This window comes from Ensifer sp., from assembly GCF_035999185.1.
Lineage (GTDB): Bacteria > Pseudomonadota > Alphaproteobacteria > Rhizobiales > Rhizobiaceae > Ensifer.
On record NZ_DASYHB010000128.1, the window covers coordinates 1 to 24518 of the forward strand.

Consider the following 24518-nt stretch of genomic DNA (forward strand, 5'->3'; position numbering starts at 1 on the left):
GCAGAATGGTGGAGGGAGTTGGATTTGAACCAACGTAGGCTGAGCCAACGGATTTACAGTCCGTCCCCTTTAACCACTCGGGCATCCCTCCATTATTCTGTCGGGATCTTTCGACCAAGCATTTGAGATCGTGAGACAACCTGCGACATGTCGTTGCCGCTCTCGATCTGTGGCCGGGTATATGACTGCCCCGTTTCGTCCTGTCAACACGGCTCGATGCAAATTTTCCGAATTTCTCCACAGCCGCAAAAATCGACCCCATACGGAAAACCGTTTCGCCGGACGCGCATCCCCACTATAAGACGCGCATGAGCAAAGATCGCACGGGCGACAAGAGCGCCAAGGACACCCACTACGCCAACCTCCGGCGCGCGCACCGCGACGCCAAACGCGAGCGCGGCGAGATCCCGACCCCAAGAGAGGACAGGCGCCGCAAGGCCCCGGCCGACTGGAAGGCGCCGCAACTCGCGCCCGAACAGGTGCTGCTCTATGGCCTGCACACGGTGCGTGCCGCGCTTGACAATCCGGCGCGCCAGATCGTGCGCCTCAGCGTTACGCAGAACGCGGCGGCACGGTTGGAACTCGGCGAGCTTTCGGCCCTGCCCTTCCCGGTCGAGACGGTGACGCCGCAGGACCTCGACAAGATCCTCGGTCCTGACGCTATCCACCAGGGTGTCATGCTCGAAACGCGGCCCCTGCCGCATCGGAAGCTCGAAGCGCTTCGCGACTGCCCGCTGATTCTCGTGCTCGATCAGGTCACGGATCCGCACAATGTCGGCGCCGTCATGCGCTCAGCCGTCGCCTTCGACGCCGGCGCGCTGATTACCACGATGCGCCACAGCCCGACCGAATCAGGCGTGCTTGCCAAATCCGCCTCGGGGGCGCTCGAGATGATCCCCTATATCCAGATCACCAACCTCGCGGACGCCATCGAAGAACTGCACCGGCTGGGCTTCCAGACGATCGGGCTTGATTCGGAAGGGCCGCAACCATTGGAGGGAACGTTCCGCGGCGAAAAGATTGCGCTCGTGCTCGGCTCCGAGGGCAAGGGGCTCCGGCAGAAGACCCGGTCGATCGTCTCTGACCTTGCCCGTCTCGACATGCCCGGCGCGATCAAGTCGCTGAACGTGTCGAATGCGGCGGCGATCGCCATGTATGCGGCCCGCCAGTTCCTCAACCGCTGATCAAGAAAAACATCGCGCCCGCTTCAACGAATGCGGGCGACGGCGCCTTGCCGAGATAACCGGAGCAATCAGTGCGCCGCGAACGGGGCATCGCTGCGCGCCGCCGTCGGGCAGCCATCTCGCAGTTTCTTCCAGGTGGTCACGTTGAGGTTCATTTCGCAGCGCGCCATGTAGGCGTTTCCGTCCACGCGCAGACAGGCAACCTGCCCCAGCTCATATTTCGAGCCATCACGATTGCGGCAGGTGCAGCCATGATCCGGCGGCGCTGCGACGGCACACTCGGCGGCCAGCAATGTGGCCACCGTTGCGGTCATGCCCAACAGGATGGTCCACCGCTCCGTCATTGAAGCATCATAACGCAAATTCGCATGATAAAAAACGGACAATGCCGGCTGCATGGCAACCGGCACCGTCCGCACGCGGGGCCAACGCCCCATCATCGGATCGCTGCCACGACCCGCTGATTTCTATGATTAGCTTGCCAGGCGAAGAACGCTGCCTTCTGCAATGGTCTTTTCGGCTTCGGCGATCGCAAACTGCTTGCTGTCAGCGCTGAGGTTCAGGCCTTCGGCGCGAACGAACTCCACGTCGGTGACGCCGAGGAAGCCAAACACGGTCTTCAGGTAGGACTCCTGGTGATCCATGACGGCTGCCGGGCCGGCGGAGTAGTGACCGCCGCGGGTCGAGGCAACGATGATCTTCTTGCCCTTGGCGAGGCCTTCCGGACCAGCCTCGGTGTAACGGAAGGTCTTGCCGGAGACGGCGACGCGGTCGATCCAGGCCTTCAGCTGGCTCGGGATGCCGAAATTGTACATCGGCGCGCCGATGATGATGGTGTCGGCAGCCAGAAACTCTTCCAGCATGTCGCGTCCAAGCTTGACGTCGGCAGCAAGTGCGTCATCGACGCCAGCGAGATCTGCGGGCGCCATGATCTGGGCGCCGGTCAGGTGCGGCAGCGAGCTTGCGGCGAGATCACGATAGGTCACCTTGGCATCCGGCCGGTCGGCCTTGACCTGGGCGGCAAGCGCTGCCGTCAGGCGGCGGGAAACGGAATGCTCACCGAGGATGCCGGAATCGATATGAAGAACGTTCATGGGAACACCTTTGTGTTTGTGTTGCGTTGCGGTGATCCACATATGATGGGAAAACAATCGCCCGATAAGTCAGCGTGTATTTGACATACTGTTTCCGGACGGAAACAATCGGACGAACAATCCGGATTTCGGAGACTAGGACAATGCAGGACCTGAACGACCTCGCGCTTTTTGCCGCAGTGGTGCGCTGCAACGGCTTCAGCGCAGCCGCACGCGATCTCAACATCCCGAAGTCCAAGCTGAGCAAGCATGTTGCGCGGCTTGAAGAACAGCTCGGCGTACGCCTGCTCGAACGCTCGACCCGCAAGTTGCGGGTCACCGATATCGGCCGGGTGTTCTACGAGCACTGCCAGGGTCTGCTTGACGGTGTCGCGGCCGCAGAGGCCGAAATCGCCGCGGTCAGGGCAGAGCCCACCGGCACGGTTCGCCTCGCCTGCCCGCTCGGTTTCACCCCGATGCTCGCCGATATCCTGCCGGCGTTCCATCGGCGCTATCCCGGTGTCCGGCTGCTGATCACTGCCACCAACCGGCGCATCGACCTGATCGAGGAGCGCGTCGACGTGGCGCTGCGCGCCCGCGGTCAACTCGACACGGACAATCAGTTGATCATTCGCAAATTCGGCGAGGTGCGCGAAAGGCTGGCCGCAAGCCCGACGTTCCTTGCCCGCTCGGGCGAGATCACCATCGACAATCTCGACCAGCAGGCGACGCTTTCGATGAACGAGCAGCACCCGACCGATGTCTGGCGGCTCGTCTCGGCGGATGGAGCGACGACGGAGATAACGCACCGCCCGATTATCGGCTGCAGCGATTTCCTGATCCTCGAACGCTCGGCCATCGAAGGCATGGGCGTGGCGCTGTTGCCGGACCACATCTGCGAGCGCGCCTTCCGCGCCGGCGTGCTGGTGCCAGTGCTTCCGGAATGGACCTCGAACGACGTCGTCGTGCACCTGGTATTCCCGTCCCGCCAGGGTATGCTGCCGGCGACGCGGGCGCTGATCGACTATCTCGCCGAAAACCTGCTCAACGCCCTGCAGAAATGCCGGGAGGTGCCGGTGCGCATGGGACCATCGTTCGAGATTTGATACTGTATCGCGCCGACGACCTGGATCCAGCCCGGCGCGGCCCGGCACCCTTATCGGCGGCAAGACCCTTCGCCGTCCGCGAGTTCGTTGAATGCCTTGGCCGCGGCGTCATAGCGATAGGCGAGCATCTGCGTTGTGCACACATCCTCGTATCGTGCGCAGGCCTCCATCGATACGCAGACGTGGCCCTGAACACCCCACACCTTTGCGGGCGGCTTATCGTAAATGCCGTCATAGATCACCTGCGTCCGATCGGCGCCATCGCGCCATCGCACCACGATCTGCGAACGAAAGTGATCATACCCGGCGCTGCTGTAACCGACGGAAAAGTGGACTGCCCCCACGCCGCGGACATCGGCGGCGCCTGAACTCATCTCGTCCCAATCGGGCGCCTCCTGCGAACCGGCTGAGCCCGCCGCGAGCGCACCGAGGCCGCAGAAAACGACGGCTGCCCAGCGGATCGGCGGCAACGGCACGGACCTGTTCAAGGTGCTCAGGCCGGCTGCGGGGAAGAAGCGTTTGATGACCATGACCTTTCTTGAGAAACCGGAAACGAATGCGTGTTCGACACCCTGCGACCCCACACGGCAATCGGAGTTGCCCGAACCAGGAGTTGTCTATATTCCACCGACATGAGGACGCTTGGAACCCTAATTGCCTCTGCCGTTCTGGCATTTGTTGTCAGCCTGCTCGCCGCAGGACTGTTTCTGCCGATCTATGGCATTTTCCAGGGTGGATCTTACAACTGCCTGAAGGACGGCATCGCGGAATGCACGTCCATGATTCCATTCAGCGCACTGATCTACGGACCGCTGTTTTCAATTGGCGGCGTCTTGATCGGCACGCCCGTCTTCATGGTGATCCTGGCCGGGCGCGATTGATCGTCCAATGCCCGAGCATGGCGTCGCGACCACATCATCGACGTAGCCTTCTGAGAATTCTGCGATCAAGAGATTGATGAGTGCTGGTGCCCCCAGAGAGACTCGAACTCCCGACCCTCTGATTACAAATCAGATGCTCTACCAACTGAGCTATAAGGGCACTCACTGCGATGGGAGTTACCATAATCTCGTGCGGTGTAAAGCAAAATTGCGAATTCTCCCAACTTTTCAGATGCGTTCGGTTGCCTGCCATGCCAGAAACGAAAAAGAGAGATCGCCGCAAGCGGCGCGCAACATATCGAACGGACTAGAGTTCATGGCCCGCACGTTCACTTCCTTCGCCTTTCTCGCCTCGTCCGCGGCAGAGGCACAAAAGGCGGCGGCCGATCTCAAGGCCATCTATGGCGACAACGATCCGGCAAAGGCCGACGTGATCGTGGCGCTTGGCGGCGACGGCTTCATGCTGCAGACGCTGCACCAGACCATGAACAGCGGCAAGCTGGTTTATGGCATGAACCGCGGATCGGTCGGCTTTCTGATGAACCGCTACAGCACCGAGAACCTGACGGACCGCATCTGTCTTGCGGTCGAGAACGCGTTCCATCCACTGGAGATGCAGACCACCGACGTTTACGGCGAGACCTTCACGGCGCTCGCGATCAACGAGGTCTATCTCTTCCGCCAATCCTATCAGGCCGCCAAGCTGCGCGTTTTGATCGACGGGAAGACGCGGCTCGAGGAGCTGACCTGCGACGGGTTGCTGGTTGCGACCCCCGCCGGTTCGACCGCCTACAACCTCTCCGCCCACGGCCCGATCCTGCCGCTCGAAGCACCGCTGCTTGCCTTGACGCCGGTCAGTGCATTTCGCCCACGCCGCTGGCGGGGGGCGCTGCTGCCCAACCATGTCACGGTCGAGATCGAAATCCTCGAAGCGGACAAGCGGCCGGTCAATGCGGTTGCCGACCATCAGGAGGTCAAGTCGGTGGTCAGGGTACGGATCGCCGAATCGGAAAACATGACGGCGCGCATTCTCTCCGATCCCGATCATTCCTGGTCGGACCGCATCCTTGCCGAGCAATTCTCGAACTGATCGCACGTTTTCCGCGCGACATATGATAGGATCCGTGGCGATCGCAGCACCAGATGTCGAAAGTCGGCGTGGTCGCGATGTCGCCGCTTGAAAGGACAGCAATGACGATGCACCTACCCGCAATCCTCGTGGCTGCATTGTTGATAAGCGGCGCTGGCGCCAGGGCCGAAGACGCAAACATCGTGCCTCCTCAGGCAACCTTCGTCACCAGCACCGGCTATTGGGAGGAAAGCGGAGAGCCGCTTTCGGCACTCGACCCGAATGCGAGCGCATCCGCTCCGGCCGACCAGAAAGGCAATCCGCGACGCGGCTACTACAAGCTGATCGCCCTTCGCCAGGCGGATGGCACCGCTCAGGTCCATCTGCAGCAGATCGAGGCGACATCAGCCGGTCCGGTGGTGGTTTCCTCGGCCGAGCTTGAGGAGTTTTCGGTCCTCAAGGCCTATGTCACCGATATCCGCCCGGAGACCTCGACCGGCGTCACGGCGCAGCCGGGCATGTTTGCAACCGTCTATCTGAAGACCGACCCCAGCCTCCGGGAGCCGGAAAGCTGGACCGTACTCATTGACGACCTCGGCGATATCAAGATCGAGCGCGCCTCAAACTAGAGCACGTCGCGCAAAGGCGTGTAGCTCGCGGCGCGATTTAAGAGCAATTCCAGCAAATTGCCGCGCGGAATCACGGCATGGCCAAAACAAAAGGCCGGGTGAAAACGCCCGGCCTTTTCCAGTTTAGTCTGAAGGTCGCTTCCGACCTTAGTTCAGATCGTCGACGACCGCATCCGCACCGCCGCTGACGCGATGCGCCAGCGCTGCTTCCATGAACTCGTTGAGTTCGCCGTCTAGAACGTCGCCCGGTGCCGTGCTTTCAACGCCGGTGCGCATGTCCTTGACCAACTGGTAGGGCTGCAGAACGTAGGAGCGGATCTGGTGGCCCCAGCCGATATCGGTTTTCGATGCGGCTTCGGCGTTGGCGGCGTCTTCACGCTTCTTCAGCTCGGCCTCGTAGAGGCGCGCACGCAACATGTCCCAGGCTTTCGCCCGGTTCTTGTGCTGTGAACGCTCCTGCTGGCACTGCACGACGATGCCCGACGGAATGTGCGTGATCCGCACGGCCGAGTCGGTCGTGTTGACGTGCTGACCACCGGCACCAGACGAACGGTAGGTGTCGATACGGCAATCGCTCTCGTTGATGTCGATCTGGATCGAATCATCGACGACCGGGTAGACCCAGATCGAGGAGAACGACGTGTGACGGCGGGCGTTGCTGTCATAGGGCGAGATGCGAACGAGCCGGTGCACGCCCGATTCCGTCTTCAGCCAGCCATAGGCATTGTGGCCCTTGACGAGCAAGGTAGCCGATTTGATGCCGGCTTCTTCGCCGTCCTGGATTTCCAGAAGCTCGACCTTGTATCCCTGGCGCTCGGACCAGCGGGTATACATGCGCAGAAGCATGTTGGCCCAGTCCTGGCTTTCGGTGCCGCCGGCACCCGAGTGCACTTCGAGATAGGTGTCGTTCTGGTCGGCTTCGCCCGAAAGCATGGCCTCGACCTGCTTCTTGGCGGCCTCGTTTCTCAGATCCCGCAGTGCCTGCTCGGCGTCCGCGATGATCGCGGCGTCGCCTTCTTCCTCACCGAGTTCGATGAGTTCGATGTTGTCGTTGAGCTGCTGCTCGAAACGGCGCAGGCCATTGATGCCGTCATCCAGCTGCTGGCGCTCGCGCATCAGCTTCTGTGCTTCCGAGGCGTCGTTCCAAAGGGTCGGATCTTCAGCCTTGTTGTTCAACCAGTCCAGTCGTCTTACCGCCTGATCCCAGTCAAAGATGCCTCCTCAGCAGGCTTATGGCCTGCTTGATTTCGTCGACAATGTTCTCGATTTCGCTGCGCATGATCCTGCTTCTTGTGAACCGGAAATATAGGTGAGCGTCAAATAGCGATGCCCGCCGCTGATGTAAAGGCGGCGGGCATTGCGTGGAAACGGAATGGCCTAGAACAGGCCGTTGGAGCCCGACGTTACCGCCTGGTTCGCCTGTGGCGAGTTCTTCAGGATTTCTTCCGGCGGGACATACTGATCAAGCCCACCAATGACCGAGAACGTGTCGGCCGGACCGGTGCCGGGCTTGAAGGCTTCGATGATCGTATCGGGCTCGCCTTCCTGGGCGGCCATACCGGTCTTGCGATTGACGGCGACCATGTTCATGCCCTCAGGCACCACGAACTTGCTCGGGCGCGTACCCTTGACCGCTTCGGTCATGAAATCGTTGAAGATCGGAACAGCGAGACTACCGCCGGTCGCGCCGCGGCCGAGCGGCGCCGGATTGTCGAAGCCGAGGTAGAGGCCGGCGACCATATCGGGCGTGTAACCGACGAACCATGCATCCTTTTCATCGTTGGTCGTGCCGGTCTTGCCAGCAACCGGACGATCGAGCTTGATCTTGCCGGCAGCCGTGCCGCGCAACACCACGCCCTCCATCATCGAGGTGATCTGGTAGGACGTCATCGGGTCGAGCACCTGTTCGCGATTGTCGGTCAGGACAGGCTCTTCCTGGTTCTGCCAGTCGCCGGCGTTGCAGTTGTCGCAAGTGCGGTCCTCGTGGCGGAAGATCGTCTTGCCGTAGCGATCCTGGATGCGGTCGATCAGCGACGGCTTGATCTGCTTGCCGCCATTGGCGAGCACCGAATAGGCCGAGACCATGCGCAGCACCGTGGTTTCGCCCGAGCCCAGCGACATCGCGAGCAGCGGCGGCATCTTGTCGTAGATGCCGAAGCGCTCGGCATATTCGGCAACGAGGTTCATGCCCATGTCGTTGGCGAGCCGCACGGTCATCAGGTTACGCGACTTCTCGATGCCGAGACGCAGCGTCGAGGGACCGGCCGAGCCGCCGCCGTAGTTTTCCGGACGCCAGACCTGGCCGCCCGCGACGATTTCAATCGGGGCGTCGAGAATGACGGATGCCGGCGTATAGCCGTTGTCGAGTGCGGCCGCGTAGACGAACGGCTTGAAGGAGGAGCCCGGCTGGCGCATCGCCTGCGTCGCGCGGTTGAATTCCGACTGGCCGTAGGAGAAGCCGCCGACCATGGCGAGAACGCGGCCCGTCTTCGGGTCCATGGCGACAAGGCCGCCCTGCACCTTCGGCGGCTGGCGCAGTCGGTATTCGCCCTTCTCCGGCAACGGCTCGACATAGACGACGTCGCCTGCGCCAAAGACACCTTCGGGAGACTTCGCCGACTTGCGCTCGCCGTTTGCCGAGCGGTAGGCCCATTGCATGTTCTTGGCGGAGATGTGCCCGGTGACGCGCTCGGCCACGATCTTGCCGGACGCTTCCTTGTCCGGCTGAATGCCGATTTCGGCGCCCTGCGCATCGACCGAGAGAACGACGGCGAGCTTCCATTCCGGCACGTCGCTGAACGCGACGACTGCGCCGAGCGGTTCGCCCCAGTCGCCACCGATCTCGATCGACTTGACCGGCCCGTGGAAGCCGCGACGCTCGTCATAGGTCAAAAGGCCAGCTTGAAGGGCCTTGCGCGCCGCCGTCTGCAGCCGCGGGTCGAGCGACGTGCGGACCGACAGGCCGCCTTCGTAGAGCGCGTTGTCACCGTATTTCTGGATGATCTGACGGCGGACTTCTTCGGCGAAGAAGTCCGATGCAAAGAGATGCGCACCGCCGCGGCGCGGATTGACGCCGAGCGGCTGCTTTTTCGCCTCTTCGCCGTCAGCCTTGGTGACGTAGCCGTTTTCCACCATGCGGTCGATTACCCAGTCGCGGCGCTCGAGCGCCGCTGCGGTCCTGCGGAACGGATGGTAATTGGCCGGGCCTTTGGGCAGAGCGGCAAGATAAGCGGTCTCGGCAATGGTGAGCTCGGTGACCGACTTGTCGAAATAGGTCAGCGCGGCGCCGGCAATGCCGTAGGAATTCAGGCCGAAAAAGATCTCGTTGAGGTAGAGTTCAAGAATGCGGTCCTTGCTGTAAGCCTGCTCGATGCGGAACGACAGGATCGCTTCCTTGACCTTGCGGTCGATCGTCTGGTCGGACGACAGGAGGAAGTTCTTGGCCACCTGCTGCGTGATCGTCGATGCGCCGACTGGCCGCCGGCCAGAGCCGAAGTTCTGCAGGTTGACCGCAATCGCGCGCGCAAGACCGGTGATGTCGACGCCCGGATGCTGGTAGAAGTTCTTGTCTTCCGCCGAGATGAAGGCCGCCTTGACCCGATCCGGTATCGCCTGGATCGGCAGATAGAGACGGCGCTCGCGGGCATACTCCGCCATCAGCGCACCGTTGCCGGCATGGAAGCGCGTCGTCACCGGTGGCGAGTACTTGGCGAGCACCTCATAGTCCGGCAGATCCTTGGTAACGACGCCCAGATAGAGCGCCGCGGCCCCGGCCACGCCAAGCAGCAGAAACGCACCAATTCCGAAGAAATATCCAATCAGCCTGATCATCAGTCAGATACCAGTACCTTAATTATCGTCCAATCGCCGGACCACCCGACCGACAGCGCAATCGCTGTCCCGACGGCTCGCATTGCTTCGTCCCGACCAAACGCTTCCGTCAGAAATCGTCTGGCATCGCGGGTTCCCGCAGCCCGGCCCCTCATATGGTGAGGAACAGAAGGCTTCAACTCGTTTCTCAACAAATCCGGGCGCAATTCCGGTTACGTTCCGGATTGTGCGTAAAATAGGGCTTGTTTCCGATTATAACGTGCGCATCCAGTTGAAAAGAATAACGCTGTTACCGGGGCGACACAAATCACTTCGTCCCCGGCCATGCCTTCAAACGTCAACCGCCGCTCGCCACGGCCTGCTCGCGATAACGCTGGACGGCGACCGCGAGACGCTCGGAAACCTTCTTGCGCCATTCCGGATCAAGCAGCAGCTTCTCGTCGTCCTTGTTCGACAGGAAGCCCAGTTCCAGGAGGATCGAGGGCACGTCCGGCGCCTGCAGCACACGGAAGCCGGCGAAACGGTGCGGGTTGTTGATCAGGTTGATTTGTCCTTCGAAGGAAGAAACGACCGCACGTGCCATATTGACCGAGAACGCCTGGGTCTCGCGACGCGTCAGGTCGATGAGGATATCGGCGACTTCGGCCGGCTCGCTCTGGAGCGGCACGCCGGCGATTTCATCCGAAAGGTTTTCGCGGGCAGCCAGACTTGCGGCCAAGTGGTCCGACGCCTTGTCGGAGATCGTGTAGACCGTAGCGCCGCGAATATCCTTCTGCTTCAGCGCGTCGGCATGGAGCGAAATGAAGAGATTGGCGCTCCTGTTGCGCGCAATCTGGACACGCTGCGGCAACGACAGAAACACGTCCTTGTCGCGCGTGAGAAAGGCCTGGATCCCGGCCTGGCGGTTCAGCGCCTCGACGAGGTCCTGTGCAAACGCCAGCGTGACGTGCTTTTCCTCGGTCTTCGTCTCGCTTGCGAGCGCCCCGGTGTCGATACCGCCGTGACCCGCATCGATCGCGATAACGAAAGGGCCGCCCTCCTTGGTTGGGGCGACGGCCACTGGCCTGTCGGATTTGGCGGCAGCAACCGAGCCGGTCCACTGCTGCTCGCCGAGAAGCGCATCGAAGCGCACCTGATCGACCCGCTCGGCGTCAAGCACAAGGCGATAGCCCTTGCCCCCCTCCTCCGCAATCACCTCCGCCTTCGTGACCGCAACCGGACCTTTGGCCGAAAGGACGATGCGCGAACTTCCAGCACCCATCCCGCCATAGCGAATGGCGTCAAACAGGCCGCGCGGCTCGAGGCTGTCCGATTTGAGACCGAAGGCCGTTTCCGGCAGGTCGACGACGACGCGCACCGGGTCGGACACATAGTGAAGGCTGAATTCGGGCTTGCGGTCGAACTCGACGACGACGCGGGTGCGCGCATCGTCACCTGCGACCCGCGCGCCGAACGCAAGCAACGGACCGGGCTCGGCAGCACCGGCAACCGGCGCGCTCAACAGGAGGCCACCCACGACCAGCGACACACCCAGCAAGCGCCAACTCGCGCGCGACAACAAAGACAACAGCGAACTCCGCATACCAACCGCCAAAGGCTTCACCTCAGGCTCTCCACCACTTTCTCAGGAAACAAACGGCGACCAACACGCGATCGCGAATTCATGATTTATCAATGAACCCTTATGGTTAACCAAAGCTTGACAAAGATCATTCTGCGCTCGGCGTCGGGAGGATCGACTCCTCCCTCGTCGACCTACTCCACGAGGACAAGCGAATCGATCATTATTGTGGCGGCACGGGCTTTTCCCTTGCCAATGTGACATAGAAAACATAAAAGCGTCACAAGGAGAAAGTGTTGACGGGATAGAACAGTCGACCGGGCAGCCGGAGCTTCTCCAAAGCTTGGCGCCAGGGAGTGATCGAACCGGATTGACCGGTTAGACGTATCACATTTCCGCGGTCGCAAGGTGTTCATCCGCCGTCGCTGCATTTCCTCCCCGTACACTGGATCGCAAATTTCCGGCGGTGGCCGGAGTTATTGATGGTGATTTTTCACCGACGCCCGCAAGCGGGCGCATTCATCGGGTCTTTATGAGGCCTTAGACATTGGCATTCTTGTTTGGTCATTGACGTTGACTCAGCAGTATCGGTCAGAAGTAGCACGGCCCCGGGACAAATTTGTTCCCGCTGTCGGCTGGCTGCTGCACCATCTCCTGCGCCAAACAGGAACTTTCATATCCGGTGCACCTTCTGACGAGTTTGGCAGTCTTCCCAAGGAAGCAGGTCTGTCTCCCGTCCCGCTGGTGCGCCGAGGAGCACAGCTTAGATGGCAGAGAAAATGCTTATCGATGCGTCTCACTCCGAGGAGACGCGCGTTGTTGTCGTTCGCGGGAACCGCATAGAAGAATTCGACTTCGAGTCGGAACATAAGAAGCAAATCCGCGGCAATATCTACCTGGCGAAGGTCACAAGGGTGGAGCCGTCGCTCCAAGCCGCCTTCGTCGATTACGGTGGCAACCGCCACGGGTTTCTGGCCTTCGCCGAAATCCACCCCGACTACTACCAGATCCCGCTCGCCGACCGTCAGGCCCTTTTGAAGGCTGAAGCGGAAGAAGCCCGCCGCGACGACGACATCGAACATGTCGAGACCGCACCGGCGCCGCAGAGCGAACTCTCCGTGCCGGTCGATCTCGAGATCGCGGCCGAAGTTGAAGTCCAGGTGGCCGAGGCCGTCGTTGCCGAACCTGTCGTCGAAGAGGAAGCACCGGCCGAGAAGCCGAAGGCAAAGCCGAAGCGTACCCGCAAGACCAAGGCAAAGGTTGCCGAAGAAGCGGCTGCAGCATCGGCCGACGGCGACGAGAGCAACAGCGGCGAAATGGCCGCCATGGTCGATACCGACGCGATCTCCGAAGACGTCGACAGCCGTCGTCGCCACGACGACGATGATGACGACGACGATGGCCACGACGGCGAGAAGGAAATCATCGAGTCGGTTGGCGCCGAAGACGCCATGGAAGAGGTTCCGGATCGCCAGATCCGCAAGCCGCGCAAGCAGTACCGCATCCAGGAAGTCATCAAGCGCCGGCAGATCCTGCTGGTGCAGGTTGCCAAGGAAGAACGCGGCAACAAGGGCGCGGCACTGACGACCTATCTGTCGCTTGCCGGCCGCTACTCGGTGCTGATGCCGAACACCGCGCGCGGCGGCGGCATCTCCCGCAAGATTACCAACCTGCAGGACCGCAAGCGCCTGAAGGAAATTGCCCGCGGTCTCGAAGTTCCGCAGGGCATGGGCGTCATCCTGCGTACCGCCGGTGCCAACCGCACCAAGGTCGAGATCAAGCGCGATTTCGAATACCTGATGCGCCTGTGGGAAAACGTCCGCACGCTGACGCTCAACTCCACAGCCCCCTGCCTCGTCTACGAGGAAGGCAGCCTGATCAAGCGCTCGATCCGCGACCTCTACAACAAGGACATCAGCGAGATCGTCGTTTCCGGCGAGGAAGGCTACAAGGAAGCCAAGGGCTTCATGAAGATGCTGATGCCGAGCCACGCCAAGGTGGTTCAGCCCTACCGCGACGTGCATCCGATCTTCTCGCGCTCCGGTATCGAAGCGCAGCTTGACCGCATGCTGCAGCCGCAGGTGACGCTGAAGTCCGGCGGCTACATCATCATCAACCAGACCGAAGCTCTCGTCTCGATCGACGTCAACTCCGGCCGCTCGACCCGCGAGCACTCGATCGAAGACACGGCGCTTCAGACCAACCTCGAAGCTGCTGAAGAAGTTGCGCGTCAGTTGCGCCTGCGCGACCTTGCCGGCCTCGTCGTCATCGACTTCATCGACATGGAAGAGAAGCGGAACAACCGCTCCGTCGAGAAGCGTCTGAAGGACTGCCTGAAGAACGACCGCGCCCGCATCCAGGTTGGCCGCATCTCGCATTTCGGCCTGCTCGAAATGTCGCGCCAGCGCATCCGCGCTTCGGTTCTCGAATCGACGATGCAGACCTGCCCGCACTGCAACGGCACGGGCCACGTTCGGTCGCAGTCTTCCGTTGCGCTGCATGTGCTGCGCGGCATCGAGGAACACCTGCTGAAGAACACGACGCACGACATTACCGTGCGCACGATCCCGGATATCGCGCTCTACCTGCTCAACCAGAAGCGCGGCACGATCATGGACTACGAGGCCCGCTTCGGCGTCTCGATCATCATCGAGGCCGACGCCCATGTCGGCGCGCAGCATTTCGCGATCGATCGCGGCGAGCCGGTTGAAAACCCGGTCAAGATCGAGCAGCTGCTGCACTTCGAGCCCGAGCCGGAAGAAGAAGATGACGTCGTGATCGAAGAGGATCTCGACGAGGAAGAAGCCGAGGAAATCGCGAACGAGCAGCGCCCGGAACAGCCGAAGGCTGCGGCGCAGGCCGACGACCAGGGTAACCGCAAGCGCAAGCGCCGTCGCCGCCGTCGCGGCAAGGGCGGACAGCAGGCTGAAGGTGGCGCTCTCCAGGTTTCCGAATCGGCAGGCGATGCCGATGATGGTTCGGACGAGGATGAGGCGGACGACGAAGGCGTCGACGCCGAAGCCACGACCGCTGACGGGGATGCGAAGCGCAAGCGTCGTCGCCGTGGCAAGCGCGGTGGCCGCCGCAATCGTCCGGAAGGCGAAGGCGAAGGCCAGCTCGAGGCCGGTGGCGATGATGCCGACGAATCGGAAGCCGTAGACACCTCATCCGAGGCCGTCGACGCCGAAGTTGTTGTGGCGGTCGAAGAGACGGCCGTCGTCACGGACGTATCCGAAGCGGTTGAGGCCGAGCCCGCCAAGCCGGCCAAGCCGAAGCGGACCCGCAAGAAGGCGGCAAAGGCCGAAGAGCCAGTCGCCAGCTTCGATGAAGCTGCTCAGGCAGCCATCGAGGACCAGCCTGCCGGTGACGACGTCGCTGTCGAAGCGGTTGAAGAGGCTGCGGCCGATCTCACTGAGACCAAGCCGGTCCGCGCCAACCGCGACCTCTCGAAGATCGCCTCCGAACCGGTGGTGACGTCGAGCGCTCCGAAGCCGGAAGGCGAAGAAGAAGAGCCCACCAAGCCCAAAAAGGGCGGCTGGTGGCAGCGCCGCGGCTTCTTCTAAGCCGCACGGCGAATGGCAAGTCTGAAATTACGAAAGGCCCGGATCGCTCCGGGCCTTTTCCTTTTGGATCATGGCTTGAACCTTGGCCGCCCGGCAATCACACAGTCATGACAGCCAGCGGGCGATCCGGTCCATCGCCTCGACCATGTCGGCCTCGGCGCCTGCGTAGGAAAAGCGCATGGTGCGGTGCCCTTCCAGCGGGTCGAAATCGAATCCCGGCGTCGCCGCGACATTGACCTCGGCCAGCATCTTCCGGGCGAACGCCATGCTGTCATTGGTGAAGCGGCTGACATCCGCGTAGGCGTAGAAGGCGCCATCCATCGGCGAAGCGATCGAGAACCCGATTTCCGGCAGGCGCTTCAGGAGCATCTCGCGATTGGCGGCATAGGCAGACTTGTAGCGATCGAGCTCGTCATGGGCGTCGAGCGCCGCTTCGGCAGCAATCTGCGACAATTCCGGCGGCGAAATATAGAGGCTCTGAGCGATCCGCTCGAAGCCGCGAACTTTGTCGGCTGGCAGCACCATCCAGCCGATCCGCCAGCCGGTCATGCAATAGTATTTCGAGAAGGAATTGATGACGACGACGTCGTCCGTGACCTCAAGGGCGCTCGCCTCTTCGCCGGCAAAGGTCAGCCCATGATAGATCTCGTCGGAAATGAAGGCGATCTGCTCCGCGCGGCAATAGTCTGCCAAAGCCTTGAGACCGGCCCTGCCCGTCACGGTGCCGGTCGGGTTCGCCGGACTTGCCAGGAGCACGCCCTTCAGCGGCCGCCCGGTCTTTGCCGCAGCCCGCGCAAGGCTTTCAGGCGTCAGCGTGAAGCCGGTCTCGGCATTGGCCTCGACTTCGACGACCGTCAGGCCGAGCGCCGCCAGGATGTTGCGATAGGCCGGGTAGCCAGGACGCGCGATCGCGACGCAATCGCCCGGGTCGAAGAGAGCCAGAAACGCAAGATTGAAGCCGGCCGACGACCCGGTGGTAACCGCAATCCGCTGCGGGTCGAGGGCAATGCCGTGGCGCTTTTGATAATGGCGGGCGATGGCCGTGCGCAGCGACAGCGTTCCGAGCGCGTCCGTATAGCCGAGCCGGCCATGCTCAAGCGCCTTGCGCGCCGCTTCCAATGCCGCCTTCGGTGCCGGATGCGCCGGCTGCCCGACGGCCATGGAGATGACCGGGTGCCCGGCATCGCGGCGGCGGGTCGCCTCCGCCAGAACGTCCATCGCGTGAAACGGTTCGACGGCGCTGCGTTTTGATAGATCTACCAACGGGAATTCCTCGACATGCGGTGCTTACAAGCCCTTTGCCCGATGAAAATGACCTTCACAAGTCCGCGAGTGCCGTATTTCCGCCGATTTTGCCGTTTCGTTTCCGCGGCACCCACCCTATGCTGCCAGCATATTGCGGATACGAGGAATCCTGTTGTCTTTCAGAACAGTCGGTTGACCCGGCGGGGCGCGATGGACCACACACGAGATACGCAAGGATAACGAGGTAGAAATGAATTTCAGCACCAAGATGATTGCCGCCGGAACGCTCGCGGCTCTCGTGGCGGGGGTCAGCCTGCCACAGAACGCACTCGCGCTCGACGCCAAGCAGAAGGAAGAGATCGGCGCCTTCATCAAGGAATACCTGATCGCCAATCCGGAGATCATGCTGGAAGTCCAGGAGGCTCTGACGACGAAGCAGCGCGCCAAGCAGCAGGAAGCAGCGGAAGGCGCGATTGCCGAGAACAAGAAGGCGATCTTCAATTCCGACTATGACATGGTGCTCGGCAACCCCAAGGGTGATGTCACCATCGTCGAATTCTACGATTACAACTGCGGCTATTGCAAACGCGCTCTGACCGACATGGACGACATCCTCAGCAAGGACAAGAACGTCCGCTTCGTGCTGAAGGAACTGCCGATCCTCGGCCCGGATTCGCTGGCCGCTCACAAGGTGAGCGCAGCCTTCCGCCTCGTGGCCCCGGAAAAGTACGGCGACTTCCATCGCGCGCTGCTCGGTGGCGAGGACCGTGCAACAGAGGAAACGGCCCTTGCCGTTGCCGTCAAGCTTGGCGTCTCCGAAAAGGACCTGCGCGCCAAGATGGAGAAGGAGCCGCATGACGCGGCCGTGCGCGAAGCCTATGGTCTTGCCAACGACCTTGGCATCACCGGCACGCCATCCTACGTCATCGGCAACGAGGCGGTGTTCGGAGCTGTCGGCGCCGAGGAGATCGAGGGCAAGATCGCCAATATGCGCGAATGCGGCAAAACCGCCTGCTGACAAACCTTGCCATGACTGTGGACAAATCCCGCGGGGGGCCAAAGGGCTTTTCCTCGCGGGACCATCGGTCTATAGGTAACCCTCCATCACCGGACCGGAATCCCTTATGCCATCGACAATTTTCGTGCTGAACGGCCCCAACCTGAATGCGCTGGGCAAGCGCGAACCGGGTATTTATGGCGGCCAGACGCTGGCCGATATCGAGGCTATGTGCAAAGCGGAAGGCAAGTCGCTCGGCTTCGAAGTCGACTTCCGCCAGTCGAACCACGAGGGTACGCTGGTCGATTGGCTGCATGAAGCCGGCAGCGTTGCCGCCGGCGTTGCGATAAACCCGGCCGCCTACGGCCATACGTCGATCGCGTTGCACGACGCCATTCGCGCCATCGGCATTCCCGTGGTCGAACTCCACCTTTCGAACATCCACGCTCGCGAGGAATTCCGCCACAAGTCGATGATCGCCCCGGCTGTCAAAGGCGTCATCTGCGGCTTCGGCGCGCAGAGTTACATTCTCGCGCTCAATGCGCTAAAGAACCTGACAAATCCGTCGAAATAAAAAGAACACAAGAGGCTCATATTCCATGGCTGACAAAAAACCAGGCATCGACCAGGCGCTGATCCGCGACCTCGCCAACATTCTCAAGGACACCGATCTGACCGAGATCGAAGTCGAACAGGACGACCTGCGCATTCGCGTCTCGCGCAACGGTACGCCGGTTGCTATGCCGATGGCGATGCCGCAGATGCCGGCCTACCAGATGCCTGCCGCCGCAGCCGTCGCTCCGGCCAACGCTGTCGCCGCTCCGGCTGCTGACACCGGTCGTGCGTCGAAGAACGCCGTGACGGCACCGATGGTCGGCACCGCCTATCTGTCCCCGGCGCCCGGCGCTCGCCCCTTCATCGAAGTCGGCGCCACCGTCAAGGAAGGCCAGACGATCCTGATCATCGAAGCGATGAAGACGATGAACCAGATCCCGGCTCCCCGCTCGGGCAAGGTCACCGAAATCTTCGTCCAGGACGCAGCTCCCGTCGAATATGGCGAACCGCTGATCGTAATCGAATAAGGCGGCGCGGCGATGATCTCGAAAATTCTCATTGCCAATCGCGGCGAAATCGCCCTTCGCGTGCTCAGAGCCTGCAAAGAGCTCGGCATCGCAACGGTTGCCGTGCATTCCACGGCCGACGCAGACGCCATGCATGTGCGCCTTGCCGACGAGAGCGTCTGCATCGGGCCGCCGCCCTCGCGCGATAGCTATCTGAACATTCACCAGATCGTCGCCGCCTGCGAAATCACCGGTGCCGATGCCGTGCATCCCGGCTACGGCTTCCTGTCGGAGAACGCCAAGTTCGCCGACATCCTCGATGCACACGACATCACCTTCATCGGCCCGACGGCGGAGCACATCCGCATCATGGGAGACAAGATCACCGCGAAGCAGACCGCGCAAGAGCTCGGCATCCCGGTCGTTCCGGGTTCCGACGGCGAAGTGAAGCCGGAGAACGCGCTCGAAGTCGCCCGCAAGATCGGCTTCCCGGTGCTGATCAAGGCGACCGCCGGCGGCGGTGGCCGCGGCATGAAGGTCGCGCGCACGGAGGCGGAACTCGAGGAAGCGGTATCGACCGCGCGTGCCGAAGCGCTTGCAGCCTTCGGCAACGACGCCGTCTACATGGAAAAGTACCTTTCCAAGCCGCGTCACATCGAAATCCAGGTCGTCGGCGACGGTGCCGGCAATGCGGTGCATCTGGGCGAGCGCGATTGCTCGCTGCAGCGTCGCCACCAGAAGGTTTGGGAAGAAGCAAACTCCCCGGCCCTCAATGTCGACCAGCGCATGAAGATCGGCCAGGTCTGCGCCGACGCGATGAAGAAGCTCAAGTACCGCGGTGCCGGCACGATCGAGTTCCTCTATGAAAACGGCGAGTTCTATTTCATCGAAATGAACACCCGTCTGCAGGTCGAGCACCCGATCACCGAAGCGATCACCGGCATCGACCTCGTGCACGAGCAGATCCGCGTCGCTTCCGGCGGCGGGCTTTCGGTCAAGCAGGAAGACATCGTGTTCTCCGGCCACGCCATCGAATGCCGCATCAATGCGGAAGACCCGCGCACCTTCGTCCCCTCCCCGGGCACGATCACGCACTTCCATGCTCCAGGCGGTCTCGGCGTACGCGTCGATTCGGGCGCCTACCAGGGCTACCGGATCCCGCCATACTACGACAGCCTGATCGGCAAGCTGATCGTGCATGGCCGTACCCGCGTCGAATGCATGATGCGCCTGCGCCGCGTGCTCGACGAATTCGTCATCGACGGCATCAAGACCACGCTTCCGCTGTTCCAGGACCTGATCAACAATCAGGACATCGCCAACGGCGACTACGACATCCATTGGCTGGAGAAGCATCTGGCCGCCACGTCCGAGTAAGGACCAGACATTGAAAGGGACGCGCAGCAAGCAGCCCGATATTACGCCGGACATGCTGCTGCGCGCCTATTCGATCGGCCTCTTCCCGATGGCCGATTCGGCCGATGATCCGGAAATCTTCTGGGTCGAGCCGGAAATACGCGGTGTCATTCCGCTCGCAGGCTTTCACGTCTCGCGCAGTCTCGCCAAGACCATCCGCCGTACCCCCTTCGACATTCGCTTCAACACCGCCTTCGAGGCGGTCATGGACGGTTGCGCTGCCCCCGCCCCGGACCGACCGACGACATGGATCAACGACAAGATCCGCACGCTCTATGCGACGCTCCACTCGATGGGCTACGCCCACAGCGTCGAGGCCTGGGAGGGTGATCAGCTTGTGGGGGGGCTCTATGGCGTTTCGCTCGGATCCGCCTTCTTCGGCGAAAGCATGTTTTCAAGGCGCACCGACGCCTCGAAGATCTGCCTCGTGCACCTGGTCGAGCGGCTGAAGGCACGAGGGTTCGAATTGCTCGACACCCAGTTCACCACAGAACACCTGAAGTCGTTCGGCGCCATCGACGTGCCGAAGGCTGACTACGAGGTCATGCTGGCGAATGCGATGGCATCGCCCGACCTTCGCTTCTAGCGCGTTTCAAGAGAGTTTCGCCGGGGGCTCGGTCCCGACCGGTGCCTATCGCTTCTGGGCGGTGTCCGGCGGCGGAAGATCCGACGTGGCCTTGCACGACTGCAGCCAGACGTCATAGACCGGGTGCTCGACGGCGTTCAGGCCCGGGCTGTCGGCAAACATCCAACCGGTGAAGATGCGACGGATTTTGCGGTCGAGGGTGATTTCCTCGACTTCGACGAAGGTCGTGATCTTCTGCGCTTCGGTATCGTCGCGGCTATAGCAGACGCGCGGCGTGACCTGGAGAGCCCCGAACTGGACCGTCTCGCCGATGTAAACGTCGAAGGTGGTGATGCGACCGGTGATCTTGTCGATGCCGGAGAAGACGGCCACGGCGTTGGAGACCCGTGCCGCGTCAGCGGTTCCAACCGAAGCGATCATCGGAAAGCCGGCGAGAAGGGTCAAGCCCAGCAGCCGCGCTTTCTGGCTGATTGCTTTGCGCAGATCAGAACCTGCCATTGTCGCCTGTCTCCTGCGTGGTCTCATCATCATCGATGGCATTCAGGCGCTAACCATCAATTGTGGCCGCGCCATGATCGAGGAACCTGTTGCACGGTCCCTCGTCTTCGCTGAAGAGAGATTTCTCAGGAACCCGGCGTCCAGGCGTCGTAGTCGCCCGTCACGCGAGGACGCTTGCCCGTGGCTGCGATCGAACCCTGCGGACGATAGGCATTTGCCGTGCCGGTCGGGTTTGCGCGGTGCGGCTTCTGCCATTCGCGGGCCGCGTACTGCTCGTCAGCCGGCGAAACGTCGGTGCGGTGATGCATCCAGCCGTGCCAGCCGGCCGGGATGGCGGAGGCCTCGGCGTAACCGTTGTAGATCACCCAGCGGCGCGTACGACCTTCGGAGTCCTTGCCGCCCTGATAGTAGACGTTGCCGAGCTCGTCCTGACCGACGCGTTGACCGTGGCGCCAGGTGTGAAAGCGCGTTCCGATCGTCTGTTCGTTCCACCAGGTGAAAATCTGCAGCAGGAGCTTCATGGATGCCGTCCTTGACCGGCCGATGGGAGGCGGCCAGATACCAAAACAATGTCCCCGCTTATGCCCCGCCGCTCATGGCTTGTCTAGTGATTCCGAGGCAAAGCCCGTCATTTCAACGGCATGAGGAAGCCGAAATGACTGCGCACGAACCCGAGCCGTTCGTAAAAGCGGTGGGCGTCGCTACGCAGCGCATTCGAGGTCAGTCGCACCTTGGCAGCACCCCGGTCCTTCGCCTCGGCAATCGCGTGGCGCATCATGCGCTCACCGATCCTGCGGCCACGCATATCCGCGCGTGTCTGCACCGCCTCGATGATCAGGCTCGAACTGCCGCGCCCCGACAGCGTCGTATGCAGCGCCGTCTGAAACGTGCCGACAACCTCGTCGCCTAGAACCGCCACATAAAGCGTCTGCAGTGTCGAGGCCGCGATCTTCTCGAAAGCGGCGACATAGTCGCCGAAGGCGGCCGGATCGATCGTGTCACCATGACCCCCGAGCTGGTCACCGGCAAAGAGCGCGACGATCGCGGCAAGGTCCTTGCGCTCAGCCTTACGGATCAGGAGTTCGGTTGTCGCGTCCATGGTGCCCCGCTCACATCGTTCTTCGGCAGCGGACCAAACACCTTGAGGTAACCGCCTGATGACAGTCCTGCATTTCCCGGGTTTTCCACAGGCGTCATCGGCTGGGAGATCAGCTAGCCGAGAAGCCGCTTCTCCAGAATGATGGCGGGCAAACCGGATTGCTCATCCCCGCAATGGGCTGTCTCACCCACCTCGGCAAAGCCATGGGTCCTATAGAATGCAAGAGCGTGCAGGTTCTGCGGCTCGACTTCGACGCGCATGCGCTCGGCATCCGGGAAGCAGGTCTCGAGCTCCGCGAAGATATCTCGACCGATGCCCTGTCGCTGGAACTTCGGCAGCACGTAGAGCTGATGAAGTTCCGCGGTCTTGGGCTTGGTGTCGGACATCGCCGCATAACCCATTCCGCCGATCTGGCGTCCGTCGTCAGCGACGAGGAACTCGGCGTTTTTGCGCGCGAGCCGGGCTTTGAGCGCCGGCAGCGAGTGCCAGCGCTCCGTCAGTTCGTTGACCTTCTCGACGCCGTAGAAGGTGTCGTAGGTCGCGTGCCACGTTTCGATGAGCAGAGCGCGGATCTTGTCCAGATCGCGCTCGCTTGCCGTGCGCACGAAGAACATCGTTACTCCTCGATGCCGAGTTTGGCCTTTACGAGGGCCTGTACGGCTTGCGGGTTGGCCTTGCCGCCCGTCGACTTCATCACCTGGCCGACGAACCAGCCGGCAAGCGATGGCTTGGCCTGAACCTTGGCAACCTGATCCGGGTTGGCGGCAATAATTTCGTCTACCGCCTTCTCGATCGCCCCGGTATCGGTCACCTGCTTCATGCCGCGCGCCTCGACGATCTCGGCCGGGTCGCCGCCTTCGTTCCAGACGATCTCGAATAGGTCCTTGGCGATCTTGCCCGAGATGGTTTCGGCCTTGATCAGATCGATGATGCCACCGAGCTGGGCAGGCGAAACCGGAGTCTCTTCAATGGCTTTGCCGGCTTTGTTCAAGGCGCCGAGCAGGTCGTTGATGACCCAGTTGGCGGCGATCTTGCCGTCACGACCCTCGGCCACAGCCTCGAAATAGTCAGCAATCGACTTTTCAGAAACCAGCACCGAGGCATCATAGACCGACAGGCCCATGCTGCTGACAAAGCGTTCCTTCTTGTCGTCGGGCAGTTCCGGCAGGTCGGCCTTCAGGGCATCGACAAACGCCTGATCGAATTCGAGCGGCAGCAGGTCCGGATCCGGGAAATAGCGGTAGTCGTGCGCATCTTCCTTCGAACGCATCGAGCGCGTTTCGCCCTTATTCGGGTCGAACAGACGCGTCTCCTGGTCGATCACGCCGCCGTCCTCGATGATGCCGATCTGGCGACGGGCTTCGTACTCGATCGCCTGACCGATGAAGCGGATCGAGTTGACGTTCTTGATTTCGCAGCGCGTGCCGAAACCTTCGCCCGGACGACGGACGGAGACGTTGACGTCGGCGCGCATCGAGCCTTCGTCCATGTTGCCATCGCAGGTACCGAGGTAGCGCACGATCGAGCGCAGCTTGGTCATGTAGGCCTTCGCCTCATCCGACGAACGCATGTCGGGCTTGGAGACGATTTCCATCAGCGCGACGCCCGAGCGGTTGAGATCGACATAGGACATCGACGGGTGCTGGTCGTGCATCGACTTGCCGGCGTCCTGCTCCAGATGCAGGCGCTCGATGCCGATTTCCACATCCTCGAACTGGCCCTGGCGATCCGGACCGACCGAAATCATGATCTTGCCTTCGCCGACGATCGGATCCTTGAACTGCGAGATCTGATAGCCCTGCGGCAGGTCCGGATAGAAGTAGTTCTTGCGGTCGAAGATCGAGCGGTTGTTGATCACTGCCTTGAGGCCGAGGCCGGTGCGCACCGCCTGGCGAACGCACTCCTCGTTGATGACGGGCAGCATGCCGGGCATGGCAGCATCGACAAGCGAGACGTTCGCGTTCGGCGCATTGCCGAACTCCGTAGAAGCACCCGAGAACAGCTTCGAATTGGAAAGCACCTGAGCATGGACTTCCATGCCGATGATGACTTCCCAGTCGCCGGTGGCGCCGGGGATGAAGCGTTTTGGATCGGGGGTACGGACGTCGACGATGCTCATATCATGCTCTTCTTTGAAGCCTGAATTCTTGGTTTCTCGGTAGAGCAATTGATCCGCCGGTGCAAGTTGTTCGGCGGAATCCAGGGCTCATCCGCAATCCGAAGGCGGCGGCACCCGTCCCTTAACCATCGCTTAGCGCCGCTCGGCCAGAATTCCGGCATGTCCATCGTCATCGCCCTCACTCTATTCGCTGTCCTGGTCAACGTGTTGAGCTTCGGGCTTTTCTGGCACGACAAGCGGGCAGCGCGTGCCGGCCGTCGGCGGATCAGCGAGCGGGCGCTCCTAACCGTTGCCCTCTTCGGCGGCAGCCCGGGTGCAATGGCGGCACGCCACGTCTTCCGGCACAAGACCTGCAAGGAACCGTTTCGAACGCATCTTGCGCTGATCATCGTTTTCCAGGTCGCGCTGGCAGCCGTCGGCACCCTGGCGTTGCAATGATACCCTTGACGCGAGAACGGCGGTCTTTTAGGAAGCAACCGTTATTTTGGAGTTTTGATGTTCAAGTCTTCGCCTGAGTCCCGGTAAAGCCCGTCCGCGTAATCCCCTTTGATTGCGCGCACGGGCCGGAAACGTCACCCCGCTTTCTAGAGATTTGCGGAA

24 protein-coding genes and 2 tRNA genes are annotated in these 24518 nt (G+C 61.7%); 12 read left to right on the top strand and 14 right to left on the bottom strand.

Features of this window, described 5'->3' with window-relative positions; all coding sequences use genetic code 11:
- Nucleotides 1-6 precede the first annotated feature (6 nt).
- A tRNA-Tyr gene (locus tag VGO04_RS16695) sits at nt 7-91 on the bottom strand.
- Between the two features lie 217 nt (nt 92-308).
- Here VGO04_RS16695 and VGO04_RS16700 point away from each other — a divergent pair.
- The gene (locus VGO04_RS16700) at nt 309-1184 is read left to right on the top strand and encodes an RNA methyltransferase (protein WP_327497087.1); all 876 of its coding nucleotides are present in this window, start codon (nt 309-311) and stop codon (nt 1182-1184) included.
- 68 nt (nt 1185-1252) lie between these two features.
- Here the strand turns inward: VGO04_RS16700 and VGO04_RS16705 are convergent, their stop codons facing one another.
- The gene (locus VGO04_RS16705) at nt 1253-1528 is read right to left on the bottom strand and encodes a hypothetical protein (RefSeq protein ID WP_414650557.1); all 276 of its coding nucleotides are present in this window, start codon (nt 1526-1528) and stop codon (nt 1253-1255) included.
- A 129-nt stretch (nt 1529-1657) separates the two neighbouring features.
- Nucleotides 1658-2278 (bottom strand): FMN-dependent NADH-azoreductase, encoded by a 621-nt coding sequence (locus tag VGO04_RS16710; protein WP_327497088.1) that lies wholly within the window; start codon nt 2276-2278, stop codon nt 1658-1660.
- Nucleotides 2279-2421: 143 nt separating this feature from the next.
- On the opposite strand from VGO04_RS16710, the gene VGO04_RS16715 reads away from it, so the two are divergent.
- Nucleotides 2422-3363, top strand: coding sequence for a LysR family transcriptional regulator (locus VGO04_RS16715; protein WP_327497089.1), 942 nt, complete (start codon nt 2422-2424; stop codon nt 3361-3363).
- Nucleotides 3364-3413: 50 nt separating this feature from the next.
- On the opposite strand, the gene VGO04_RS16720 is transcribed toward VGO04_RS16715, so the two are convergent.
- On the bottom strand, nt 3414-3893 hold the full coding sequence (locus VGO04_RS16720) for a hypothetical protein (protein WP_327497090.1): 480 nt from the start codon (nt 3891-3893) through the stop codon (nt 3414-3416).
- Nucleotides 3894-3923: 30 nt separating this feature from the next.
- On the opposite strand from VGO04_RS16720, the gene VGO04_RS16725 reads away from it, so the two are divergent.
- The gene (locus VGO04_RS16725) at nt 3924-4244 is read left to right on the top strand and encodes a hypothetical protein (protein WP_327497091.1); all 321 of its coding nucleotides are present in this window, start codon (nt 3924-3926) and stop codon (nt 4242-4244) included.
- A gap of 84 nt (nt 4245-4328) precedes the next feature.
- Here VGO04_RS16725 and VGO04_RS16730 read toward each other — a convergent pair.
- A tRNA-Thr gene (locus VGO04_RS16730) sits at nt 4329-4404 on the bottom strand.
- Nucleotides 4405-4560: 156 nt separating this feature from the next.
- Between VGO04_RS16730 and VGO04_RS16735 the strand changes: the two genes are divergently transcribed.
- Both VGO04_RS16735 and VGO04_RS16740 read left to right on the top strand, forming a co-directional pair.
- Nucleotides 4561-5334, top strand: a complete 774-nt coding sequence (locus tag VGO04_RS16735) for an NAD kinase (protein ID WP_327497092.1) — start codon at nt 4561-4563, stop codon at nt 5332-5334.
- A gap of 107 nt (nt 5335-5441) precedes the next feature.
- Nucleotides 5442-5942, top strand: a complete 501-nt coding sequence (locus tag VGO04_RS16740) for a hypothetical protein (protein ID WP_327497123.1) — start codon at nt 5442-5444, stop codon at nt 5940-5942.
- A 147-nt stretch (nt 5943-6089) separates the two neighbouring features.
- Here the strand turns inward: VGO04_RS16740 and prfB are convergent.
- The 3 genes from prfB to VGO04_RS16755 form a co-directional block, all read right to left on the bottom strand.
- Nucleotides 6090-7221, bottom strand: a protein-coding gene (gene prfB, locus VGO04_RS16745; protein ID WP_327497093.1) for a peptide chain release factor 2 whose coding sequence is annotated in 2 segments (ribosomal slippage) — nt 6090-7151 and nt 7153-7221 — 1131 coding nt in all. Because the reading frame shifts where the segments join, the coding sequence is not laid out codon by codon here.
- 98 nt (nt 7222-7319) lie between these two features.
- Nucleotides 7320-9773, bottom strand: a complete 2454-nt coding sequence (locus VGO04_RS16750; protein ID WP_327497094.1) for a penicillin-binding protein 1A — start codon at nt 9771-9773, stop codon at nt 7320-7322.
- Between the two features lie 337 nt (nt 9774-10110).
- Nucleotides 10111-11355, bottom strand: a complete 1245-nt coding sequence (locus VGO04_RS16755) for an N-acetylmuramoyl-L-alanine amidase (RefSeq protein WP_414650556.1) — start codon at nt 11353-11355, stop codon at nt 10111-10113.
- Nucleotides 11356-12101: 746 nt separating this feature from the next.
- Here VGO04_RS16755 and VGO04_RS16760 point away from each other — a divergent pair.
- Nucleotides 12102-14897, top strand: a complete 2796-nt coding sequence (locus tag VGO04_RS16760) for a ribonuclease E/G (RefSeq protein ID WP_327497096.1) — start codon at nt 12102-12104, stop codon at nt 14895-14897.
- Nucleotides 14898-15002: 105 nt separating this feature from the next.
- On the opposite strand, the gene VGO04_RS16765 is transcribed toward VGO04_RS16760, so the two are convergent.
- The gene (locus tag VGO04_RS16765; RefSeq protein ID WP_327497097.1) at nt 15003-16160 is read right to left on the bottom strand and encodes a pyridoxal phosphate-dependent aminotransferase; all 1158 of its coding nucleotides are present in this window, start codon (nt 16158-16160) and stop codon (nt 15003-15005) included.
- A gap of 232 nt (nt 16161-16392) precedes the next feature.
- Between VGO04_RS16765 and VGO04_RS16770 the strand changes: the two genes are divergently transcribed.
- The 5 genes from VGO04_RS16770 (at nt 16393) to aat (ending at nt 20202) form a co-directional block, all read left to right on the top strand.
- A complete protein-coding gene (locus VGO04_RS16770; RefSeq protein WP_327497098.1) occupies nt 16393-17160 on the top strand; it encodes a DsbA family protein in 768 nt (255 codons plus the stop codon).
- A gap of 106 nt (nt 17161-17266) precedes the next feature.
- Entirely contained in the window at nt 17267-17713 is a 447-nt protein-coding gene (gene aroQ, locus VGO04_RS16775) for a type II 3-dehydroquinate dehydratase (RefSeq protein WP_327497099.1), read from the top strand.
- Nucleotides 17714-17738: 25 nt separating this feature from the next.
- Nucleotides 17739-18221 carry an acetyl-CoA carboxylase biotin carboxyl carrier protein gene (gene accB, locus VGO04_RS16780; protein ID WP_327497100.1) on the top strand — a complete coding sequence of 161 codons (483 nt, stop codon included), beginning with the start codon at nt 17739-17741 and terminating at the stop codon, nt 18219-18221.
- A 12-nt stretch (nt 18222-18233) separates the two neighbouring features.
- Nucleotides 18234-19577, top strand: coding sequence for an acetyl-CoA carboxylase biotin carboxylase subunit (gene accC, locus VGO04_RS16785; RefSeq protein ID WP_327497101.1), 1344 nt, complete (start codon nt 18234-18236; stop codon nt 19575-19577).
- Between the two features lie 10 nt (nt 19578-19587).
- Nucleotides 19588-20202 carry a leucyl/phenylalanyl-tRNA--protein transferase gene (aat, locus tag VGO04_RS16790; protein ID WP_327497102.1) on the top strand — a complete coding sequence of 205 codons (615 nt, stop codon included), beginning with the start codon at nt 19588-19590 and terminating at the stop codon, nt 20200-20202.
- Between the two features lie 45 nt (nt 20203-20247).
- On the opposite strand, the gene VGO04_RS16795 is transcribed toward aat, so the two are convergent.
- The 5 genes from VGO04_RS16795 to gatB all read right to left on the bottom strand — a co-directional run bounded on the left by VGO04_RS16795 (nt 20248) and on the right by gatB (nt 23918).
- Nucleotides 20248-20700 carry a DUF2155 domain-containing protein gene (locus tag VGO04_RS16795; RefSeq protein ID WP_327497103.1) on the bottom strand — a complete coding sequence of 151 codons (453 nt, stop codon included), beginning with the start codon at nt 20698-20700 and terminating at the stop codon, nt 20248-20250.
- A 125-nt stretch (nt 20701-20825) separates the two neighbouring features.
- Nucleotides 20826-21221, bottom strand: coding sequence for an NADH:ubiquinone oxidoreductase subunit NDUFA12 (locus VGO04_RS16800; RefSeq protein ID WP_327497104.1), 396 nt, complete (start codon nt 21219-21221; stop codon nt 20826-20828).
- A 107-nt stretch (nt 21222-21328) separates the two neighbouring features.
- Nucleotides 21329-21799: a GNAT family N-acetyltransferase gene (locus VGO04_RS16805; RefSeq protein ID WP_327497105.1), complete on the bottom strand. Its 471-nt coding sequence runs from the start codon at nt 21797-21799 to the stop codon at nt 21329-21331.
- Between the two features lie 113 nt (nt 21800-21912).
- On the bottom strand, nt 21913-22413 hold the full coding sequence (locus VGO04_RS16810) for a GNAT family N-acetyltransferase (RefSeq protein WP_327497106.1): 501 nt from the start codon (nt 22411-22413) through the stop codon (nt 21913-21915).
- Nucleotides 22414-22415: 2 nt separating this feature from the next.
- Nucleotides 22416-23918, bottom strand: a complete 1503-nt coding sequence (gatB, locus tag VGO04_RS16815) for an Asp-tRNA(Asn)/Glu-tRNA(Gln) amidotransferase subunit GatB (protein ID WP_327497107.1) — start codon at nt 23916-23918, stop codon at nt 22416-22418.
- A gap of 159 nt (nt 23919-24077) precedes the next feature.
- Between gatB and VGO04_RS16820 the strand changes: the two genes are divergently transcribed.
- A complete protein-coding gene (locus VGO04_RS16820) occupies nt 24078-24356 on the top strand; it encodes a DUF1294 domain-containing protein (protein WP_327497108.1) in 279 nt (92 codons plus the stop codon).
- Nucleotides 24357-24518 lie beyond the last annotated feature (162 nt).

Coding starts and splice junctions, on each gene's coding strand:
- VGO04_RS16710 (WP_327497088.1), bottom strand. CDS start 2,278: ATGAACGTTCTTCATATCGATTCCGGCATCCTCGGTGAGCATTCCGTT.
- accC (WP_327497101.1), top strand. CDS start 18,234: ATGATCTCGAAAATTCTCATTGCCAATCGCGGCGAAATCGCCCTTCGC.
- VGO04_RS16705 (WP_414650557.1), bottom strand. CDS start 1,528: ATGACGGAGCGGTGGACCATCCTGTTGGGCATGACCGCAACGGTGGCC.
- VGO04_RS16720 (WP_327497090.1), bottom strand. CDS start 3,893: ATGGTCATCAAACGCTTCTTCCCCGCAGCCGGCCTGAGCACCTTGAAC.
- accB (WP_327497100.1), top strand. CDS start 17,739: ATGGCTGACAAAAAACCAGGCATCGACCAGGCGCTGATCCGCGACCTC.
- VGO04_RS16735 (WP_327497092.1), top strand. CDS start 4,561: ATGGCCCGCACGTTCACTTCCTTCGCCTTTCTCGCCTCGTCCGCGGCA.
- VGO04_RS16755 (WP_414650556.1), bottom strand. CDS start 11,355: ATGCGGAGTTCGCTGTTGTCTTTGTTGTCGCGCGCGAGTTGGCGCTTG.
- VGO04_RS16820 (WP_327497108.1), top strand. CDS start 24,078: ATGTCCATCGTCATCGCCCTCACTCTATTCGCTGTCCTGGTCAACGTG.
- VGO04_RS16700 (WP_327497087.1), top strand. CDS start 309: ATGAGCAAAGATCGCACGGGCGACAAGAGCGCCAAGGACACCCACTAC.
- VGO04_RS16740 (WP_327497123.1), top strand. CDS start 5,442: ATGCACCTACCCGCAATCCTCGTGGCTGCATTGTTGATAAGCGGCGCT.
- VGO04_RS16760 (WP_327497096.1), top strand. CDS start 12,102: ATGGCAGAGAAAATGCTTATCGATGCGTCTCACTCCGAGGAGACGCGC.
- VGO04_RS16805 (WP_327497105.1), bottom strand. CDS start 21,799: ATGGACGCGACAACCGAACTCCTGATCCGTAAGGCTGAGCGCAAGGAC.
- aroQ (WP_327497099.1), top strand. CDS start 17,267: ATGCCATCGACAATTTTCGTGCTGAACGGCCCCAACCTGAATGCGCTG.
- VGO04_RS16770 (WP_327497098.1), top strand. CDS start 16,393: ATGAATTTCAGCACCAAGATGATTGCCGCCGGAACGCTCGCGGCTCTC.
- VGO04_RS16800 (WP_327497104.1), bottom strand. CDS start 21,221: ATGAAGCTCCTGCTGCAGATTTTCACCTGGTGGAACGAACAGACGATC.
- VGO04_RS16795 (WP_327497103.1), bottom strand. CDS start 20,700: ATGGCAGGTTCTGATCTGCGCAAAGCAATCAGCCAGAAAGCGCGGCTG.
- VGO04_RS16715 (WP_327497089.1), top strand. CDS start 2,422: ATGCAGGACCTGAACGACCTCGCGCTTTTTGCCGCAGTGGTGCGCTGC.
- VGO04_RS16810 (WP_327497106.1), bottom strand. CDS start 22,413: ATGTTCTTCGTGCGCACGGCAAGCGAGCGCGATCTGGACAAGATCCGC.
- gatB (WP_327497107.1), bottom strand. CDS start 23,918: ATGAGCATCGTCGACGTCCGTACCCCCGATCCAAAACGCTTCATCCCC.
- VGO04_RS16750 (WP_327497094.1), bottom strand. CDS start 9,773: ATGATCAGGCTGATTGGATATTTCTTCGGAATTGGTGCGTTTCTGCTG.